Source organism: Nocardioides sp. GCM10030259, from assembly GCF_042666375.1.
In the GTDB taxonomy this organism is placed as follows: domain Bacteria; phylum Actinomycetota; class Actinomycetes; order Propionibacteriales; family Nocardioidaceae; genus Nocardioides.
This window is the reverse complement of the sequence record NZ_JBHTDF010000026.1, coordinates 223,334-240,200: the sequence shown is the minus strand read 5'-3', so window position 1 is coordinate 240,200 and position 16,867 is coordinate 223,334. Positions and strand designations below refer to the sequence as shown.

At 73.6% G+C, this 16,867-nt stretch carries 15 protein-coding genes; 9 read left to right on the top strand and 6 right to left on the bottom strand.

Features of this window, described 5'->3' with window-relative positions; all coding sequences use genetic code 11:
- The first annotated feature begins 23 nt into the window (after positions 1-23).
- Positions 24-1,109: an ABC transporter ATP-binding protein gene (locus ACFQQI_RS24770; RefSeq protein ID WP_378569288.1), complete on the top strand. Its 1,086-nt coding sequence runs from the start codon at positions 24-26 to the stop codon at positions 1,107-1,109.
- Here ACFQQI_RS24770 and ACFQQI_RS24765 read toward each other — a convergent pair.
- The 3 genes from ACFQQI_RS24765 to ACFQQI_RS24755 form a co-directional block, all read right to left on the bottom strand.
- The gene (locus tag ACFQQI_RS24765; RefSeq protein WP_378569287.1) at positions 1,084-2,325 is read right to left on the bottom strand and encodes a class I adenylate-forming enzyme family protein; all 1,242 of its coding nucleotides are present in this window, start codon (positions 2,323-2,325) and stop codon (positions 1,084-1,086) included. The genes ACFQQI_RS24770 and ACFQQI_RS24765 overlap by 26 nt on opposite strands.
- 24 nt (positions 2,326-2,349) lie before the next feature.
- Positions 2,350-3,393, bottom strand: coding sequence for an NAD(P)-dependent alcohol dehydrogenase (locus ACFQQI_RS24760; RefSeq protein WP_378569286.1), 1,044 nt, complete (start codon positions 3,391-3,393; stop codon positions 2,350-2,352).
- A gap of 67 nt (positions 3,394-3,460) precedes the next feature.
- On the bottom strand, positions 3,461-4,150 hold the full coding sequence (locus ACFQQI_RS24755) for a TetR/AcrR family transcriptional regulator (RefSeq protein ID WP_378569285.1): 690 nt from the start codon (positions 4,148-4,150) through the stop codon (positions 3,461-3,463).
- A gap of 109 nt (positions 4,151-4,259) precedes the next feature.
- On the opposite strand from ACFQQI_RS24755, the gene ACFQQI_RS24750 reads away from it, so the two are divergent.
- On the top strand, positions 4,260-5,216 hold the full coding sequence (locus tag ACFQQI_RS24750; RefSeq protein WP_378569284.1) for an NAD-dependent epimerase/dehydratase family protein: 957 nt from the start codon (positions 4,260-4,262) through the stop codon (positions 5,214-5,216).
- Positions 5,201-5,788, top strand: coding sequence for a dephospho-CoA kinase (coaE, locus tag ACFQQI_RS24745; RefSeq protein WP_378569283.1), 588 nt, complete (start codon positions 5,201-5,203; stop codon positions 5,786-5,788). Before ACFQQI_RS24750 ends, coaE begins: the two co-directional genes overlap by 16 nt.
- Before the next feature lie 66 nt (positions 5,789-5,854).
- Here the strand turns inward: coaE and ACFQQI_RS24740 are convergent, their stop codons facing one another.
- Together ACFQQI_RS24740 and ACFQQI_RS24735 are read right to left on the bottom strand one after the other, a co-directional pair.
- Positions 5,855-6,808 (bottom strand): RNA polymerase sigma factor RpoD/SigA, encoded by a 954-nt coding sequence (locus ACFQQI_RS24740; RefSeq protein ID WP_378569282.1) that lies wholly within the window; start codon positions 6,806-6,808, stop codon positions 5,855-5,857.
- Between the two features lie 174 nt (positions 6,809-6,982).
- Positions 6,983-9,127, bottom strand: a complete 2,145-nt coding sequence (locus ACFQQI_RS24735) for a S9 family peptidase (protein WP_378569281.1) — start codon at positions 9,125-9,127, stop codon at positions 6,983-6,985.
- Between the two features lie 24 nt (positions 9,128-9,151).
- Here ACFQQI_RS24735 and ACFQQI_RS24730 point away from each other — a divergent pair, with 24 nt between their 5' ends.
- From ACFQQI_RS24730 to ACFQQI_RS24720, 3 genes are all read left to right on the top strand, one after another.
- Positions 9,152-9,844 carry a LamB/YcsF family protein gene (locus tag ACFQQI_RS24730; RefSeq protein WP_378569280.1) on the top strand — a complete coding sequence of 231 codons (693 nt, stop codon included), beginning with the start codon at positions 9,152-9,154 and terminating at the stop codon, positions 9,842-9,844.
- 478 nt (positions 9,845-10,322) lie between these two features.
- Positions 10,323-10,919 (top strand): allophanate hydrolase subunit 1, encoded by a 597-nt coding sequence (locus ACFQQI_RS24725; RefSeq protein WP_378569279.1) that lies wholly within the window; start codon positions 10,323-10,325, stop codon positions 10,917-10,919.
- Positions 10,916-11,782, top strand: a complete 867-nt coding sequence (locus ACFQQI_RS24720; protein ID WP_378569278.1) for a biotin-dependent carboxyltransferase family protein — start codon at positions 10,916-10,918, stop codon at positions 11,780-11,782. Before ACFQQI_RS24725 ends, ACFQQI_RS24720 begins: the two co-directional genes overlap by 4 nt.
- Here the strand turns inward: ACFQQI_RS24720 and ACFQQI_RS24715 are convergent.
- Entirely contained in the window at positions 11,745-13,076 is a 1,332-nt protein-coding gene (locus ACFQQI_RS24715; protein WP_378569277.1) for a DNA polymerase IV, read from the bottom strand. The genes ACFQQI_RS24720 and ACFQQI_RS24715 overlap by 38 nt on opposite strands.
- 136 nt (positions 13,077-13,212) lie before the next feature.
- Between ACFQQI_RS24715 and ACFQQI_RS24710 the strand changes: the two genes are divergently transcribed.
- From ACFQQI_RS24710 to ACFQQI_RS24700, 3 genes are read left to right on the top strand one after another with little or no spacing between them, the layout of a single operon-like run.
- A complete protein-coding gene (locus tag ACFQQI_RS24710) occupies positions 13,213-14,238 on the top strand; it encodes a DUF4192 domain-containing protein (protein ID WP_378569276.1) in 1,026 nt (341 codons plus the stop codon).
- Positions 14,239-14,247: 9 nt separating this feature from the next.
- Positions 14,248-15,393, top strand: coding sequence for a glutamate--cysteine ligase (locus ACFQQI_RS24705; RefSeq protein WP_378569275.1), 1,146 nt, complete (start codon positions 14,248-14,250; stop codon positions 15,391-15,393).
- 9 nt (positions 15,394-15,402) lie between these two features.
- Complete coding sequence (locus ACFQQI_RS24700) at positions 15,403-16,866, top strand: glutamate-cysteine ligase family protein (protein WP_378569274.1); 1,464 nt, start codon at positions 15,403-15,405, stop codon at positions 16,864-16,866.
- Position 16,867: the final 1 nt, after the last annotated feature.

The following is a 16,867-nucleotide window of genomic DNA, read 5'->3' as shown; positions in this document are numbered from 1 at the left end:
CCCGACACAGAAATGGAACCAGCGTGACCACCACCGCCCAGCCCGCCGAGTACGTCGCGCTCGAGCACGCCACCAAGCGCTACGGATCGGTCCGCGCGCTCGACGACGTCTCGTTCTCCGTCGCGGACGGCGAGTTCGTGACGCTGCTCGGGCCGAGCGGGAGCGGCAAGACCACCTGCCTCCAGATCATGGCGGGCATCGCTACGCCCGACGACGGCGAGGTCCGGATCGCCGGGCGCGACGTGCGCGGGACGCCGATGCACAAGCGCAACGTCGGCATGGTCTTCCAGAACTACGCGCTCTTCCCCAACATGAACGTCGCCCAGAACGTCCTGTACCCGCTGCGGATGCGCGGATGGTCGAAGGGCGACGCCGTGACCGCGATGCGCGAGGCCCTCGCCCTGGTGCGGCTGGGCGACTACGAGGACCGCAGGCCGGACCAGCTGAGTGGCGGGCAGCAGCAGCGCGTCGCCCTGGCCCGCGCGATCGTCTTCCGCCCGAGCGTCCTGCTGCTCGACGAACCGCTGTCGGCGCTCGACCGGCTGCTCCGCGAGGAGATGCAGCTGGAGCTGCGCCGGGTCCACGAGCTGACCGGGATGGCGACCGTGTGCGTGACCCACGACCGGTCGGAGGCGCTCACGATGTCCGACCGGATCGTGCTGCTCGACCAGGGCCGGATCGTGCAGGAGGGGAGCCCGCGGCAGATGTACGACCACTCCGCGACGCTCTTCGCCGCCCAGTTCCTCGGTGAGGTCAACCACCTGCGCATGACGCTCCGCGACGGCGTTCTGGACGACGGCCACCGGCTGCTCCGCGCCGAGCGCCCGGGCACGGCGCCGGACGGTCCGGTCGACGTCGCCATCCGGGTGGAGTCGGTGTGCCTCGAGCGCGCGGGTGACGCCGGCCCGGCACGGCCGGGTGCCTGGGCAGGACGGATCCGGGACGCGGTGTTCCTCGGCGACGGCAACCGCTACGTGGTCGAGTGCGAAGCGGCCCAGATCGTCGCCCGGGTGCCGCGCGCGGCGGGCCCGGGCGCATTGTCGGTCGGCGACGCGGTCACGGTGAGCGTCGCGCCCGTCGACGTCATGGTCTTCGCTGCGGAGTCGTGAGCACGTCGCGGCGCACCTTGCCCGTCAGCGTGCGCGGCAGCTCGTCGAGCCGGTGGTACTCCTTCGGCCGCTTCGGGGGAGCCAGCCGCTCGCGGGCGAGGGCGTCGAGGTCCGCGGGGGTGGCCGTGCCGACGACGGCGGCGCAGACCCGCTGTCCCCAGCGCTCGTCCGGTACGCCGTAGACAGCGATGTCGTCGACGTCGGGGTGCTCGCGCAGCGCGTTCTCGACCTCGAGCGGGTAGACGTTGACGCCGCCACTGATGATCAGGTCGGTGCGCCGGCCGTCGAGGAAGAGGTAGCCGTCGTCGTCGAGCCGGCCCAGGTCGCCGACGGTGAAGCTGCTCCCGCGCCAGGCCGCCGCGGTCTTCTCGGGATCGCCGTAGTACTCGAAACGGGCGTACCCCGGCACGTCGCACCAGATCGTGCCGTCGGGGTCGGTGTGCAGCGACCGGCCCGGGCGCGCCCGGCCGACCGTGCCCGGGCGCTCCAGCCACTCCTCGCTGCGGCACGCGGTGAACTGGCCCTCGGTCGATCCGTAGAACTCCCAGGTCGACCCGTCGGGGAACGCCTCGATCAGGCGTTGCTTGAGGTCCGGCGGGCAGGGCGCCCCGGCGTGCGCGACCAGGCGGAAGCTCGAGAGGTCGGGCCGATCAGTCCGGTCCCAGTGGGCGAACAGCCGCTGCAGGTGCGCCGGCACGCAGAACATCGTGGTCGGCCGCTCGGCGTCGATCGTGGCCGTCACCCGCTCCGGGTCGAACGGGCCGGGCACCACGACCCGCCCGCCGGAGAGCGTCGTACCGAGGGCGAAGCGCAGCGGCGCTGAGTGGTAGAGCGGGCTGAGCACGAGGTTGACGTCGTCGGCGGCGAAGCCCCACAGGTCGCGCTCCTCGGCGACGAGAGCCGCGGCCTCGTCCTCGTCGAGGACGCCGCTCCACACGCCCTTCGGGGTGCCCGTCGTGCCGCTCGTGACGTGCATCGGGCGGGCGCGGGGGAGTCCCGGCTCGCGCGGCAGCCCGGCCAGCTCCGCCTCGTCGGTGACGACCAGCGTCGGGTCGAGCGTGGCCAGGATCCGCTCGCGCTCGTACGCCGTGAGGCGTGGGTCGAGCGGGATCGGCACCACGCCGCGGGCGAGGAGTCCCAGCACCACCTCGAGGTACGTCGACGAGCCGGGCACCAGCAGGGCCACCCGGTCGCCCTCGCGCAGGCGGTGGGTCACGGCCCCGACACTAGTGGGGGCGCGTCACGCGTGCGGGGTGACCACCGCACGCCCCGAGAGGCCGCCGGACTCGAGCAGCTCGTAGGCGTCGAGCGCGCGGTCCATCGTGAACCGCTGGACGTCGGGACGGATCTGGCCGGCGCGGTACATGTCGACGACCTCGTGCAGGTCCTCGATCGTGCCCCAGTAGGTGTTGGTCAGCTCGCACTCGTACGGGTTGGTGAAGAACGACCACTGCGCCGAGCCGTTGGCGATGCCGACGACCGTGAGCCGACTGCGCCGGGCCATCGATCCCTGCGCTGCCGCGATGGTCCCGCTCGCGCCGACGAAGTCGAACGCCGCGTCCACGCCCTTGCCGCCGGTCAGGTCCCTGATCTGCGCGGCCTGGTCCGGCCCGCCCGGCACGGTGATCGCGCCGTTGGCCCGCGCCCGCTCCATCGCGTCCTCCTTCATGTCGGTGGCGATGACCGTCGCGCCGGTCAGCGCGGTGAGGATCTGCACGGCGATCTGGCCGAGCCCGCCGAGTCCGACCACCAGCGCATGCCGTCCGCCCCCGCCGAGCTGCGGCAGAGAGAGCTTGATCGCGTGGTACGGCGTGAGCGCGGCGTCGGCGAGCGGAGCCGCGTCGACCGGGTCGGCGTCGCCGAGCGGGACGAGGTTGCGAGCGGGCACGGTCATGTACTCCGCCATGCCGCCGTCACGGCCGAGGCCGACCGCGAGGTAGGGCATCGACTCGACGTTCTCGCAGTAGGTGTCCTCCCCGCGCGAGCACGCCCGGCAGTGCCCGCAGCCGATCGGGCCGTAGACGAGGTGGGCCTCGCCCTGCTCGAACCCGGTGACACCGGGGCCGAGCTCCTCGATCCACCCGGAGTTCTCGTGGCCGAGCACGAAGGGCGGCGGGATCGACGCCGGCCCGTCGGCGGTGAACTCGCGATAGACCGCCACGTCGGAGTGGCAGGCGCCCGCCCCCGCGATCTTCAGCAGCACTTCGCCAGGTCCGGGCGTCGGGCGGGGAATCTCGGTCAGCGAGGGGAAGGTCTGGAACTGCTCGAACACGACGGCGCGCACGGCGTGCTCCTTCCGAGAGGGTGTGCTCGAGTCTCTTCTGCACGGTGGCGCAGCGGCATCCCCCGAGTCAGGTGAGCCCCAGGTCGGCCGAGAGCTGGTCGACGACCTGGGCGAAGTGGGCGTCGTAGTCGAGGACGCCGCGGTGCATGTGGCCGAAGAGCTCCAGCGACACGTGTCCGAAGACCGTCTTCCACGCCATCAGCCAGCGCAGCAGCAGCGCGTCGGAGAGGGGAGTGCCGACGACCTCGCGCACGGGTCCGAGGGCCGCCTGCTCGGCGTCGGTGAGCGGGCGCGTGGGGGCGACGAGAAGCGCGGCAGCCTCGGACTCGGCGGCCAGCCGGAGGAAGGCGCCGGTGACCCGGGCGGCCGAGGTGACGGTCGTGTCGGGCGCCGCGTAGCCGGGGACGGGGGAGCCGTAGACCAGGGCGTACTCGTGCGGGTTCGCTCGCGCCCAGTCGTGGATCGCGTGGACGACCGCCCGGAACCGGCCGGCGAGGTCCGCGCGGTCGGCGACGGCCTCGTCGGCCGCCTCGACCGCGTCGCCCAGCTCGTCGTACGACTCGACGATGAGCGCGGTCAGCAGGTCGTCGCGGCTGGGGAAGTAGCGGTAGACCGCCGAGGAGACCAGCCCGACCTCGCGGGCGATCGCGCGCAGGGAGAGCGCCGCCGGGCCGACCTCGGCCAGGTGGCGGCGGCCGGTCGCCTGGATGGCGCGGGTCTGCTCGGCGCGGTTCTCGGCGCGTGATGTCGGGGACACGGGAGCATCCTCGCACATTCCGAGAGCAGTGCTCTTGTTTTCCTGCCGGCGATGTGCCAGTGTTAGAAACAGAGAGCGGTGCTCTCGTTTTTGTCTTCGAGGAGGAACCATGTCCGATCTGCACGTCATCGTCGGCGCCGGCCCGGTCGGCCGCGCCACCGCGATCCAGCTCGCCGGTGAGGGCCACGAGGTGCTGCTCGTCAGCCGCTCGGGTGCCGGCCCGGCGATCCCCGGCGTACGCCGCGTGGCCGCCGACGCGGCCGATGCCGACCGGCTCGCCGAGCTCGCGTCCGGCGCCGTCGCGCTCTACAGCTGCGTGAACCCGCCCAGCTACACGGTGTGGCCGACGTTCTGGCCGCCGGTCGCGGCGGCGTTCCTCGCCGCCGCCGAGCGCACCGGCGCGACGCTGGTGATCGCGTCGTGCCTCTACGGCTACGGCCCGGTCGACGGACCGATGGTCGAGGGCATGCCCGACGCGGCCACGACGAAGAAGGCCCGGATCCGGGCGCTGATGTGGGCCGACGCCCTGGCCGCCCACGAGGCCGGACGGATCGCCGCGGTCGAGGTGCGCGGCTCCGACTACATGGGCCCGTGGGTGTCGCCCGCCACCGGGCACGTCGCCCGCGTCACGGCGGCCGCGCTCGCCGGCAGGACGGTGCGCATGATGGGTCGGACCGACCAGCCGCACTCGTTCACCGACGTGCGCGACATGGGTCGCGCGCTCGCCACCGTCGCCCAGGCGCAGCGCGCGTGGGGCCGGGTCTGGCACGCGCCGACCAACGCCCCGCGCACCCAGGCCGAGGCGGTCGCCGACGTCTGCCGGGCCGCCGGTCGCGAGCCGGCCACGGTCAAGCCGTTCCCGCGCTGGGTGCTGGGCGTGGGCGGCGCCGTCGTACCCGTCCTGCGCGAGCTGCGGGAGACCGAGTACCAGTTCACCCGGCCGTACGTCCTCGACTCCAGCGCGATCGCCCGCGAGCTCGGGCTCGAGCCGACGCCGTGGTCGGAGGTGTGCCGTGCGAGTGCGCTGGGGGAGCCCTCTAGCCTGACGCCATGCGAGTCGGACTGACCGGAGGCATCGCCTCGGGCAAGAGCACGGTCTCGGCGATGCTCGCCGAGCTGGGCGCCGTGATCATCGACGGCGACAAGCTGGCGCGAGAGGTCGTGGAGAAGGGCACGCCGGGCCTCGAGCAGGTGGTCGAGGCCTTCGGCCCGGACATCCTCACGCCCGAGGGCGACCTGGACCGCCCGAAGCTGGGGCAGATCGTCTTCTCCGACGAGGCGAAGCGGAAGGCCCTCGAGGGGATCGTGCACCCCCTCGTGTTCGAGAGGTACGCCGAGCTCGAGGCGTCCGCCCCGCCGGACGCGGTGGTCGTGCACGACATCCCGCTGCTCGCCGAGTCCGGGCGTGCCGACGGCTTCGAGGCGGTGATCGTCGTCGACGTCCCGCCCGAGGTGCAGGTCGAGCGGATGCTCCGCGACCGCCAGTGGACCCGCGACGACGCGGAGGCCCGGATCGCCGCCCAGGCCACCCCGGAGCAGCGGCGGGCGATCGCGACCCACCTGGTCGTCAACACCGGGTCGCGGGAGGAGCTGCGCAAGCGGGTCGAGGAGGTCTACGCCGAGCTCACGGGACGCTGACTCGCCCCGAAATGGTCTCGACCCGCCCGAGCGCTTCGGGCGGGTCGAGCGGCTGGCGGCCGGGTGTCAGGCTGCCAGGTCAGGGTCGCCGAGACGACGCAGCTTCTGGAGCGCCTCGCGCTCGAGCTGGCGCACCCGCTCGGCGGAGATGCCGTGCTTGGTGCCGATGTCGGCGAGCTTGTGCTGGCGGCCGTCGACGAGGCCGTAGCGGGACCGGATGATGTCGGCCGCGCGGTCGTCGAGCTGGCCCACGAGGCTGTTGAGCCGGTCGCGGGACTCGACGTCGAGCACGGTCAGGTCGGGACCCGGAGACGTCTCCTGGGCCATCAGGTCGCCCAGCGAGGTGTCGCCGTCCTCGTCGACGGGGGAGTCGAGCGAGACGTGCTCGCGGCCCCACGACATCAGGTCGAGGACGCGGTCGACGTCCATGCCGAGCTCCTCGGCGATCTCGCGCGGCTCGGGCTCACGGCCGAGCTGGCGCTCCAGGGTGCGGCGGGCGCCGCCGACCTGGTTGAGCTCCTCGACGACGTGCACGGGGAGCCGGACGACGCGCGCCTGCTGGGCGATGCCGCGGGTGATCGCCTGCCGCACCCACCAGGTGGCGTACGTCGAGAACTTGTAGCCCTTCGTGTAGTCGAACTTCTCGACCGCACGGATGAGGCCGGTGTTGCCCTCCTGGATCAGGTCCAGCATGGGCATCTGGGCGCGGCCGTACTTGCGTGCTATCGACACGACGAGGCGCAGGTTGGCCGTGATGAACGTGTCGACGGCCTTGCGGCCCTCCTCGGCGAGCCACTCGAGCTCCTCCTTGGAGGCCGACATCGGCGCGCCGCCCTTCTTGCGGCCCACGCGGCCCTCGGCGAGCAGGTGCTCGGCCATCAGGCCGGCTTCGATCGTCTTGGAGAGCTCGACCTCGGCGGCGGCGTCCAGCAAGGGGTTGCGGGCGATCTCGTCGAGGTAGAGGCCAACGCTGTCACGACCCTCGATCTCGCGCGTGGCCGGAGCAGTTCGGGTAGCCATGGAACGCCCTCCTTCCGTTGTGGACGGCGTCACTGCGCCCTCACACGTCTCAACAACGTCCACGGTGACCACGGGATTCCCGGGCCAAACGTGGAGCCTTCACCCGTGACGACGTGCGGGAGGCTTGAAGAGTTGCCTCGACGGCGTACTCTCAGGGACTTCTCAGGGGAAGCCTCAGGGTTTCGCCCCGGCCAGGCCCATCCGGTCGAGGATCCAGGCCAGCGTGAAGGCCCGGTCGTGCCACGACTTGTAGCGGCCCGAGACGCCGCCGTGGCCGGCCGCCATCTCGGTGCGGAGCAGGAAGTCGCGCCTGCCGACGGCGGTCGCGCGCAGCCGCGCGATCCACTTCGCCGGCTCGACGTAGAGCACCCGGGTGTCGTTGAGGGAGGTCTCGGCGAGGATCGGCGGGTAGTCGACGGCGGCGACGTTGTCGTACGGCGCGTAGGACGCCATGTAGGCGTAGACCGCCGCGTCGGCCTCGGGGTTGCCCCACTCGTCGTACTCCGTGACCGTGAGCGGCAGCGTGGCGTCCAGCATCGTGGTCAGCGCGTCGACGAACGGCACCGCCGCCACGACGCCCGCGAACCGCTCGGGCGCCTGGTTGGCGACCGCGCCCATGAGCAGGCCGCCCGCGCTGCCGCCCTCGGCGACCAGCGTGTCGGCGGTGGTCCAGCCCGCGTCGACGAGGTGGCGCGCGCAGGCGACGAAGTCGGAGAAGGTGTGCTGCTTGCTGAGCATCTTGCCGTCGTCGTACCACCGGCGCCCCATCTCGCCGCCGCCGCGCACGTGCGCGATCGCGAACGCCGCGCCGCGGTCGAGCAGCGCGAGCCGGGCGATCGAGAAGTAGGGGTCGATCGAGGTCTCGTAGGCGCCGTACCCGTAGAGCAGGGCCGGCACCGGGCGGGTGCCGCCGCCGACGTCCTCGCGCGAGCCCCGCTTCGCGACGATCGAGATCGGGATCCTCTCGCCGTCGTCGGCGGTCGCCCAGAGGCGGTGCTCCTCGTAGTCGTCGGGGTCGTAGCCGCCGAGCACGGGGGTACGCCGCAGCAGGGTCAGCTCGCGGGTGCGGACGTCGTAGTCGTAGACCGACGAGGGCACGGCCATCGTCGTGTAGCCGAGGCGCACGACGGGCTGGCGGAACCCGGGGTTGCCGGCCGACCCGACGGTGTAGACCGCGTGGTCGAACTCGACGAGGTAGTCGTCGCCGACGCCGTTGTCGCCGAGCTCGAGGATGCGCAGCTGGGTGAGCCCGTCGCTGCGCTGGTGCACGACGAGGTGGCCGGCGAAGGCGTCGACGTCCTCGAGGCGCACGGCGGGGTCGTGGGCGATCAGCGGGCGCCAGTCCTCGGCCGGCGTCGGCGTCACCGGCGCGGTCGACAGCTCGAAGTCGGCGCCCGTGTGGTTGTGCATGACCAGGAAGACGTCCTCGCCGGCGATGACGGCGTGGTCGAGGGAGTACTCGAGCCCCTCACGGCGCTCGGCGAAGACCTGCCAGCCGGCGTCGGGGGAGTCGGCGTCGAGGAAGCGGTACTCGCTCGTCGTCTTCGAGCCGCTCGCGACCACCAGGAAGCGGTCGCTGCGGGTGCGGCCGACGCCGACCCAGAACCGCCCGTCCAGCTCGTGGTGCACCAGCTCGTCGTCGGCCTGCGCGGTGCCGAGCCGGTGGCGCCAGATCTTGTCCGCGCGCCACGACTCGTCGATGGTCGTGTAGTAGAAGCTCTCGCCGGCGCGGTCCCAGGTCGCCCCGCCGAGGACGCCGGTGATCTCGTCGGCGAGCAGCTCGCCGGTCGCCAGCTCCTTGACCCGGATCGTGTACCGCTCGTCGCCAACGACGTCGGTCGAGTAGGCGAGGCGGGTGCCGTCGGGGCTGACCGACGACCCGCCGAGCGAGAAGAAGTCGTGGCCCTCGGCGAGCGCGTCCAGGTCGAGCAGCACCTGCTCGCCGGGCAGCGCCGGCTGGTCCGGGGCGGTGTCCGCGGCCGGCCTGGGCGGGGTCCAGTCGTCGGGGTCGGTGACCGGGACCCGGCAGCTCGCGCCGTACTCCCGGCCCTCGAAGGAGCGCCCGTAGTACCAGTAGCCGCGGTTGCGGGTGGGGACCGACAGGTCGGTCTCGCGGGTGCGCGCCTTGATGCCGTCGAAGATCGCCTGCCGCAGGTCGGCGAGGTGGGCGGTGCGCTCCTGCGTGAAGGCGTTCTCGGCCTCGAGGTACGCCGTGACCTCGGGCGACTCCTTGTCGCGCAACCACTCGTAGTCGTCGGTGCGGGTCTGGCCGTGGATCTCGCGCTGGGTGGGTCGTCGGTCGGCGACGGGCGGTTGCATGCGGGCGACGATAGCGTCGCTCGCATGACGCCCCGGACCGTGGATCTCAACGCCGACCTGGGGGAGGAGGTCACCGACGACGCCGCCCTGCTGGCGGTGGTGACCAGCGCCAACGTCGCGTGCGGCTACCACGCCGGCAACGCCGCGATCATGCACGCGGTGTGCGCGGAGGCGGCCCGGCTCGGGGTCGCCGTCGGGGCGCAGGTCTCCTACGACGACCGGGAGAACTTCGGGCGGGTCGCGCGCGACGTCTCCTACGCCGTGCTGCGCGGTCAGGTCGCCGACCAGGTCGGGACGCTGGCCGAGATCGCAGCGGCAGAAGGTACGGCGGTCCGCTACGTCAAGCCGCACGGCGCGCTCTACCACCGGGTGATCGACGACGGGGAGCAGGCGGCAGCGGTGCTGGCCGGCTCGGCCGACCTGCCGGTGCTCGGGATGCCGGGGGCGTTCCTGCGGCGCGCCGTGGAGACTGGGCGGGCGGCCTTCCGGGAGGGCTTCCCGGACCGCGGCTACACGCCCGACGGCCGGCTCGTGCCGCGCACGGAGCCCGGCGCCCTGGTGGAGGACGTGGACCAGATCGTCGCCCAGGCCCTGGCGCTGGCGGAGGAGGTCGACTCGATCTGCCTGCACGGGGACAGCCCCGGCGCGGTCGGCCACGCCCGCGCCGTACGCGCCGCGCTGGAGTCCGCCGGGCTGGTGTTGCGGGCGTTCACGTGAGAGCGCTGGTCGGATCACGCCGTCAGCTGTAACGGGGTGTCGGAGCGTCTTCTGACCCGGTGTGACGGGGCGCCAGAGGCCACAACACCCCGTTACAGCTGCAGGGCCGCGGTGATCCACAGACTTCTCCACAGGTCTGGACCGATCGCTGTGGACTGTGCGCTCGTGTTGTGGATCGTCGGGCCCGCCCTGTGGATCGCGCTGTGGGTTCGCCGGGACCCCTTGCGGCGTGTGACCCGGACCACGTAGAACTCTCCTCACCAGCCGACCGGCAACGGGGAGCTGGGGATCGGACAGGGACGAAGGTCCGCACTGCGGGGCGACTCGCAGCGACCACCCGGTGACGGGGTGGGCGGGGCCGGAGGACCTGACCGGTGGGTCGGCGACGTCACCGGACCGACTGACCGAGGGGCCCCTGGTGCTCATACCACCGGGGGCCCTTCCTCATTTCCGCGCTGCTCGGGACCACACTGACCCCATGGACCTGCGACCGATCGGCCCCGCGGCGCTCCTCGCGGAGGTGGCCGGCCCGGCCGAGGCCCTCGCGCTCGCCACCTGGGCGCGGTCGGCGCGGGTCGAGGCGGTCGAGGTGGTTCCCGCGGCCGAGACGGTGCTGTTCGACGGGGTGCCCGACGTCGTCGCCCTGGCCGCGCGCCTGCGGGCGTGGACGCCGACGTCGGAGGCGCCGGCCGGGGAGCTGGTGGAGGTGCCGGTCGTGTACGACGGGCCGGACCTCGAGTTCGTCGCCGAGGCGTGGGGCACCGACGTCGCGGGGGTGGTCGCCCGGCACACCGGCCTCGAGTTCGTGTCTGCCTTCTGCGGGTTCGCCCCCGGCTTCGCCTACCTCGCCGGGCTGCCCTGCGAGCTGGCCGTGCCGCGGCTGGAGTCGCCGCGACCGCGGGTGCCGGCCGGTTCGGTCGGCCTGGCCGGCGCGTGGTGCGGCACCTACCCGACCGCGTCGCCCGGCGGCTGGCGGCTGCTCGGTCGCACCGACGCGCCGCTGTGGGACCAGGACCGGCACCGGCCGGCGCTGCTCGCGCCGGGCACTCGGGTCCGCTTCCGGGAGGCGTCATGAGCCTCGAGGTGCTGGCGACCGGGCCGCTGGTGACCGTCCAGGACCGCGGGCGGCGCGGGCTCGCCCATCTCGGCGTCCCGCGGGCGGGTGCGCTCGACGTACCGGCTGCGGAGCTGGCCAACCGGCTCGTCGGCAACGACGCCGACGCCGCCGTGCTCGAGGTGCTGCTCGGCGGGCTGTCCCTGCGTGCGGACGCCGGCTGCTGGGTCGCGGTCACCGGGGCGCCGGTGCCGCTCGGCGTGGACGGCTCCGCGCGGGCGCACGCCAGCGCCGAGTGGGTGCCCGCCGGGTCCACGCTGACGCTGGGCACGCCGCCCCGCGGGCTGCGCAGCTACGTCGCCGTCGCCGGCGGGGTGGCCGTCGAGCCCGTGCTCGGATCGCGGTCGACCGACACGCTCGCGTGGGTGGGTCCGCCGCAGGTCGAGGCGGGCGCCCGGCTCCCGGTGGGGGAGCCGAGCGGGCTGCCGCGGCCCCTGGACACGCCCCGCGTCCCGCGGGGAGGCCCGCTGCGCGTCTCGGCGGGGCCGCGGGCGGACTGGTTCGACGACGACGCGCTCGACCGGCTGTGCGCCACGACGTACGTCGTGTCCGCGGACTCGGACCGGATCGGGCTGCGCCTCGACGGGCCGCCGCTGCCGCGGCGCCGTCCCGGCGAGCTGGCGAGCGAGGGGATGGTGCTCGGCGCGGTGCAGGTGCCGCCGAGCGGGGTGCCGGTGGTGTTCCTGGCCGACCACCCGCCGACCGGCGGTTACCCGGTGCTCGCCGTGGTCGACGAGGCCGACCTGTGGCAGTGCGCGCAGCTGCGGCCGGGGGACGAGCTGCGGTTCACCCGTCGTCGGGACGCGGCGGCTGCCAGGCCGTGAGCTCCGGGTCGTCGGTGGCGTAGCTGCGCACCGGACCGGCCGGTGTCTCGGCGGTCTCGAAGCGGACGGTCACGACCCCGCGGCCCGACCCCCACACCCATCCTCGGCCCATGTCGGCGTGCACGACGTCCATGCCGGGCGCCCAGGCGCGCCGGGAGTGGTGCGGCACCTCGACCTCGGGGAGCTCCTCCTCGTCCTCCTCGGTCTCGCCGAAGAGGTCCTCCTGCACCCAGTCGGCGAGCCCGGAGACGCCGACGCCGAGCAGCCGCACCCCGCCCGAGGTGTCGAGGTCTGCCAGCAGCGACCGCGCGAGCCGGGCGATCGTCGCCGGCACGTCCGTAGGGGAGGGCAGCGTGCTCGACCGGCTCAGCGTCGTGAAGTCGTGGAGCCGCACCTTGATCGTGACCGTCCGCCCCGACAGCCCGGCCTTGCGCAGCCGCCGGGCGACGTCTCCGGCCTGCCGCGCCAGTAGCTGCTCCATCAGGCGGCGGTCGGTCAGGTCGTGGTCGTAGGTGCCCTCGACGCTCACCGACTTCGCCTCCCGCTCGGCGACCACGGGCCGGTCGTCCTCGGCGCGGGCGAGCGCGAAGAGCCAGCGCCCCGACGCGTTGCCGAGCAGCCGGACCAGCTCGTCCTCGCTGAGCGTCTCGAGCTCCTCGACCGTGTGCACGCCGACCCGGCGCAGCCGCTCCGTGGTCGCCGGGCCCACGCCCGGGATCACCGACACGTTCATCGGCCGCAGCAGGTCGCGCTCGGTGCCCGGGGCGACCACGACCAGGCCGTCGGGCTTGTCGAGGTCGCTGGCGACCTTCGCGATGAACTTCGACGTGCCGATGCCCACGGACGCGGTCAGTCCTCCGGTCGCCTCGGCGACGCTTTCGCGGAGGTCCTCGGCGAAGGCGGTCACGTCCGCCACCGACAGGTCGCCGAGCAGTGGGTGCTCCGCGCGGTCGGCGGCCGCGAGGTCGACGAACGCCTCGTCCAGCGACAGCGGCTCGACCAGCGGGGAGACGGAGCGCAGCAGCCCCATCACCCGCTCGCTGGTGTCTCGGTAGGCGTGGAACCTGCCGGACAGGAACGCGGCGTGGGGGCACCGCGCCCGCGCCTCCCGGGTGGACATGGCCGAGCGCACGCCGTACTGCCTGGCCTCGTACGACGCGGTCGACACGACTCCCCGGCCGCCGACGCCGCCCACGACGACCGGCTTGCCCCGCAACGACGGCTTGTCGCGCTGCTCGACGGCGGCGAAGAACGCGTCGAGGTCGAGGTGCAGCACCGACGCAACCGCTCGCACCCGCGCAACCTATCGCGGCCCACCGACGCCGGCCGGACGGCCCGGTTTGCGTCCACAGGCGACGTTCCGACAGGGCTGTCCCCAGCCGCGTCCGACGCGGGCTGCCGATGTCGGCCGCCGCGGGGACCGTCGTGCCATGACCGCAGACCGTGCCGCCTTCTCCGGTGACCAGCCAGACGACCTGCCCGATGACCTGGCGCCGACCCCCATGACCGCCCGCACGCCCGAGGACGTGCTCGCCGTCGTGCCGGTCGTGCTCGGCTTCGAGCCGTCCGAGTCGATGGTGATGCTGACCTTCGGCACCGACACGCCCTTCCACGCCCGCGCCGACCTGCCGACCCGGTTCTCCGACGTCGCCGAGATGGCCGAGGGACTCGCCGAGCCGGCCGCCGAGCACGGCGCGCCCTGGGCGATCCTCGTCGTCTACAGCGAGCGGGGACCGTTCGCCGACCGGGCGCTGCGGGCCACGGTCCGGAGGCTGGCCGAGGCCGGGGTCGAGGTGCTCGACGGCCTGCGCGCCGACGGCCGCCGCTGGTACGCCGTGCCGCCCCGCTCGGGCGTCTCGGCCCTCGGCGTGCCCTACGACGTGTCCGCCCACCGATTCGCCGTTCAGGCCGTCTACGACGGGCGGGTGGTGCACGCGTCGCGGGAGGAGCTGGCCGCCTCGATCGCCTCGGACCCCGCCGGGGTCGGACGGGTCGTCGCCGCGCTGGCCGCGCTGACCGGCGAGCCGGCCCCGGCGCTCGACGAGGGCCTGTGGGCGCGTGAGCTCGTCGTGCGCCACGTCGACCGCGCGACCAGCCCCGACGACGCCGAGGTCGCCCGGCTGCTCCGCGGCATCCTCGACACCCGGGTGCGGGATGCCGCCTGGTCGCCGCTGTGCCGGGACCGCGCCCGCGAGCACGTCGAGCTCTGGTCCGACGTGGTGCGACGCGCTCCGGAGCCGCTGGTGCCCGCACCGGCCGCCCTGCTGGGTTTCGCGGCCTGGCAGGCCGGCCACGGCGCGCTGGCGTGGTGCGCGGTCGACCGCTGCCTCGACGTGGACGCCGGCCACTCGCTGGGCACGATGGTCGCCGAGCTGCTCACGCGCGCCGTGCCGCCGCAGACGTGGGAGGGCGGCTTCGACTGGACCCTGGGCATGCCGCCAGGAGGCCCGGGGTAGTGCTCCGGCATGGGAGGGACGGTTCGTACCGTCGGCGTGGAGGAGGAGCTGCTGCTCTTCGACCCGACGACGCGCGAGGTGGTGGCGGCGGCACCCGCCGTGCTCAAGGAGTTCCGCGAGCACGGCCACGGCCGCCAGCCGCCCCGCGCCGCGACCGACGAGCTCGACCAGGAGCTGTTCCGCCACCAGCTCGAGACGCGCACCGACCCCGCGACGGACCTCGACGCCGTCCTCGCCCAGCTGGTCGCGGGCAGGCGCACCGCCGGGGAGGCGGCCCGGGCCGCGGACCTCCGGGTGGGTGCGTGCGGCATCGTCCCGCTCGGCGGCGACCGCTCGGTGGTGAGTCCCAACGACCGCTACCGCGACATGGTCGACACCTACGGCGAGGTCGCGCGCACCGGCGGGACCTGCGGGATGCACGTGCACACGGCGATCGAGTCCGACGACGAGGGCGTGGGGGTCATCGACCGCATCGCACCGTGGCTGCCGGTACTGCTCGCGCTCAGCACGAACTCGCCGTTCGTCGAAGGTCGCGACTCGGGCTACGCCTCCTGGCGCTCACAGGTGTGGTCGCGCTGGCCGAGTGCCGGGCAGACCGAGGCGTTCGGCTCGCTCGAGGGCTATCGCGAGGTCGGCCGGACCATGATCGAGCTCGGGGTGGCCCGCGACCGGGGGATGCTCTACTTCGACGCCCGGCTGTCGGTCGACCACCCGACGGTGGAGGTCCGCGTCTGCGACGTCTGCACCGACCCGGTCCTGGCCGTCGGCATCGTCGCCCTGGTCCGGGCGCTCGTCGAGACGTCGGCGCGGGACTGGCAGGAGGGGTGGTCGGCGCCCGGCTGGCGGGTGGAGGCGCTGCGGGCGGCTCACTGGCGCGCCTCGCGGTTCGGCATGGCCGAGGCCCTCGTCGATCCGCGGTCCCGGGAGCTCGCGCCGGCCCGCGATGTCGTCGAGTCCCTCGTCCGGCACGTGCGCCCCGCCCTGGAGGAGGCCGGGGACCTCGACCGCGTCTCGGACCTGCTCGTGCGAGCGGTGAGCGACAACGGCGCGACCCGGCAGCGCGCCGCGTTCGAGCGCGCGGCGGGGGTGCCGGCCGTCGTCGACGACGTGATTGCGCGCACCGAAGCCTCCTGGCAGACCCCTGTGAGCCTCTAAGGTCTGGTCATGGGCGAAGAGGTGGAAGCTCAGGAGTTCTCCCGCGCCGACCGGACCCGCCACCGGGAGAAGGTGCGCCGCAACCTGGATGTCTTCGCCAGGATGCTGCGCGAGGCCCGCTTCGACACCGACGACCCGATGACCGGCCTGGAGGTCGAGCTCAACCTGGTCGACGAGGCCGGAGACCCGGCCCTGAAGAACGCGCAGGCGCTGGAGGCGATCGCCGACGAGGACTTCCAGACCGAGCTCGGGCAGTTCAACATCGAGATCAACGTGCCCCCGGCGAAGCTGCGCGAGGGCGGCCTGAGCACCTTCGAGGGCAACCTGCGGCGCAGCCTCAACGACGCCGAGTCGAAGTCCGCCGCGGTGGGCGCGCACATGGTGATGATCGGGATCCTCCCGACCCTCGGCGAGGGCCACATGAGCACCAGCAGCCTGAGCGCGAACCCCCGCTACAAGCTGCTCAGCGAGCAGATCCTCAACGCCCGCGGCGAGGACATCACGATCGCGATCGACGGACCGGACCGGCTGCGCGCCACCGCCGACTCGATCGTGCCGGAGGCCGCGTGCACCAGCACGCAGTTCCACGTGCAGACCTCGCCCGACCAGTTCGCGGCGTACTGGAACGCCTCGCAGGCGATCGCGGCCGTCCAGGTCGCGCTGGCCGCGAACTCGCCGTACCTGCTGGGGCGGGAGCTGTGGCGCGAGACCCGGATCCCGCTCTTCGAGCAGGCCACCGACACGCGCAGCGAGGAGCTCAAGGCGCAGGGCGTGCGGCCCCGGGTGTGGTTCGGGGAGCGGTGGATCAACTCGGTGTTCGACCTGTTCGAGGAGAACGTCCGGTTCTTCCCGGCCCTGCTGCCGGTCGACGACGAGGAGGACCCGCTCGCCGTCCTCGAGGGCGGCGGCACGCCGAAGCTTGCCGAGCTGCGGCTGCACAACGGCACCATCTACCGCTGGAACCGTCCGGTGTACGACGTGTCCGGCGGCGTGCCCCACCTGCGGGTGGAGAACCGGCTGCTCGCCGCGGGGCCGACCGTCGCCGACACGATCGCGAACGCCGCCTTCTACTTCGGCCTGGTTCGGGCGCTCGCCGAGACCCAGCGGCCGCTGTGGTCGCAGATGTCCTTCAGCGCCGCCGAGGAGAACTTCCACGTCGCGTCCCGGCAGGGCATCGACGCCCAGGTCTACTGGCCGGGCATCGGGCAGGTCCGGGCCACCGAGCTGGTGCTGCGCCGGCTGCTCCCGCTGGCCCGCGAGGGCCTCGCGTCGTGGGGCGTGCCGAGCTCGGAGAGCGACCGGCTGCTCGGGATCATCGAGGAGCGCTGCCTGCGCGGCACCAACGGCGCCGAGTGGTTCGTCGGCCGGGTGCACGCGGAGGGCGACCGCGATCGCTACGACGCCCTGCGCGCCGCGCTCCTCGACTACCGCGACCGCATGCACAGCAACGAGCCGGTCCACACCTGGGACTGAC

Coding starts and splice junctions, on each gene's coding strand:
- ACFQQI_RS24750 (WP_378569284.1), top strand. CDS start 4,260: ATGTCCGATCTGCACGTCATCGTCGGCGCCGGCCCGGTCGGCCGCGCC.
- coaE (WP_378569283.1), top strand. CDS start 5,201: ATGCGAGTCGGACTGACCGGAGGCATCGCCTCGGGCAAGAGCACGGTC.
- ACFQQI_RS24740 (WP_378569282.1), bottom strand. CDS start 6,808: ATGGCTACCCGAACTGCTCCGGCCACGCGCGAGATCGAGGGTCGTGAC.
- ACFQQI_RS24735 (WP_378569281.1), bottom strand. CDS start 9,127: ATGCAACCGCCCGTCGCCGACCGACGACCCACCCAGCGCGAGATCCAC.
- ACFQQI_RS24730 (WP_378569280.1), top strand. CDS start 9,152: ATGACGCCCCGGACCGTGGATCTCAACGCCGACCTGGGGGAGGAGGTC.
- ACFQQI_RS24725 (WP_378569279.1), top strand. CDS start 10,323: ATGGACCTGCGACCGATCGGCCCCGCGGCGCTCCTCGCGGAGGTGGCC.
- ACFQQI_RS24720 (WP_378569278.1), top strand. CDS start 10,916: ATGAGCCTCGAGGTGCTGGCGACCGGGCCGCTGGTGACCGTCCAGGAC.
- ACFQQI_RS24710 (WP_378569276.1), top strand. CDS start 13,213: ATGACCGCAGACCGTGCCGCCTTCTCCGGTGACCAGCCAGACGACCTG.
- ACFQQI_RS24705 (WP_378569275.1), top strand. CDS start 14,248: ATGGGAGGGACGGTTCGTACCGTCGGCGTGGAGGAGGAGCTGCTGCTC.
- ACFQQI_RS24700 (WP_378569274.1), top strand. CDS start 15,403: ATGGGCGAAGAGGTGGAAGCTCAGGAGTTCTCCCGCGCCGACCGGACC.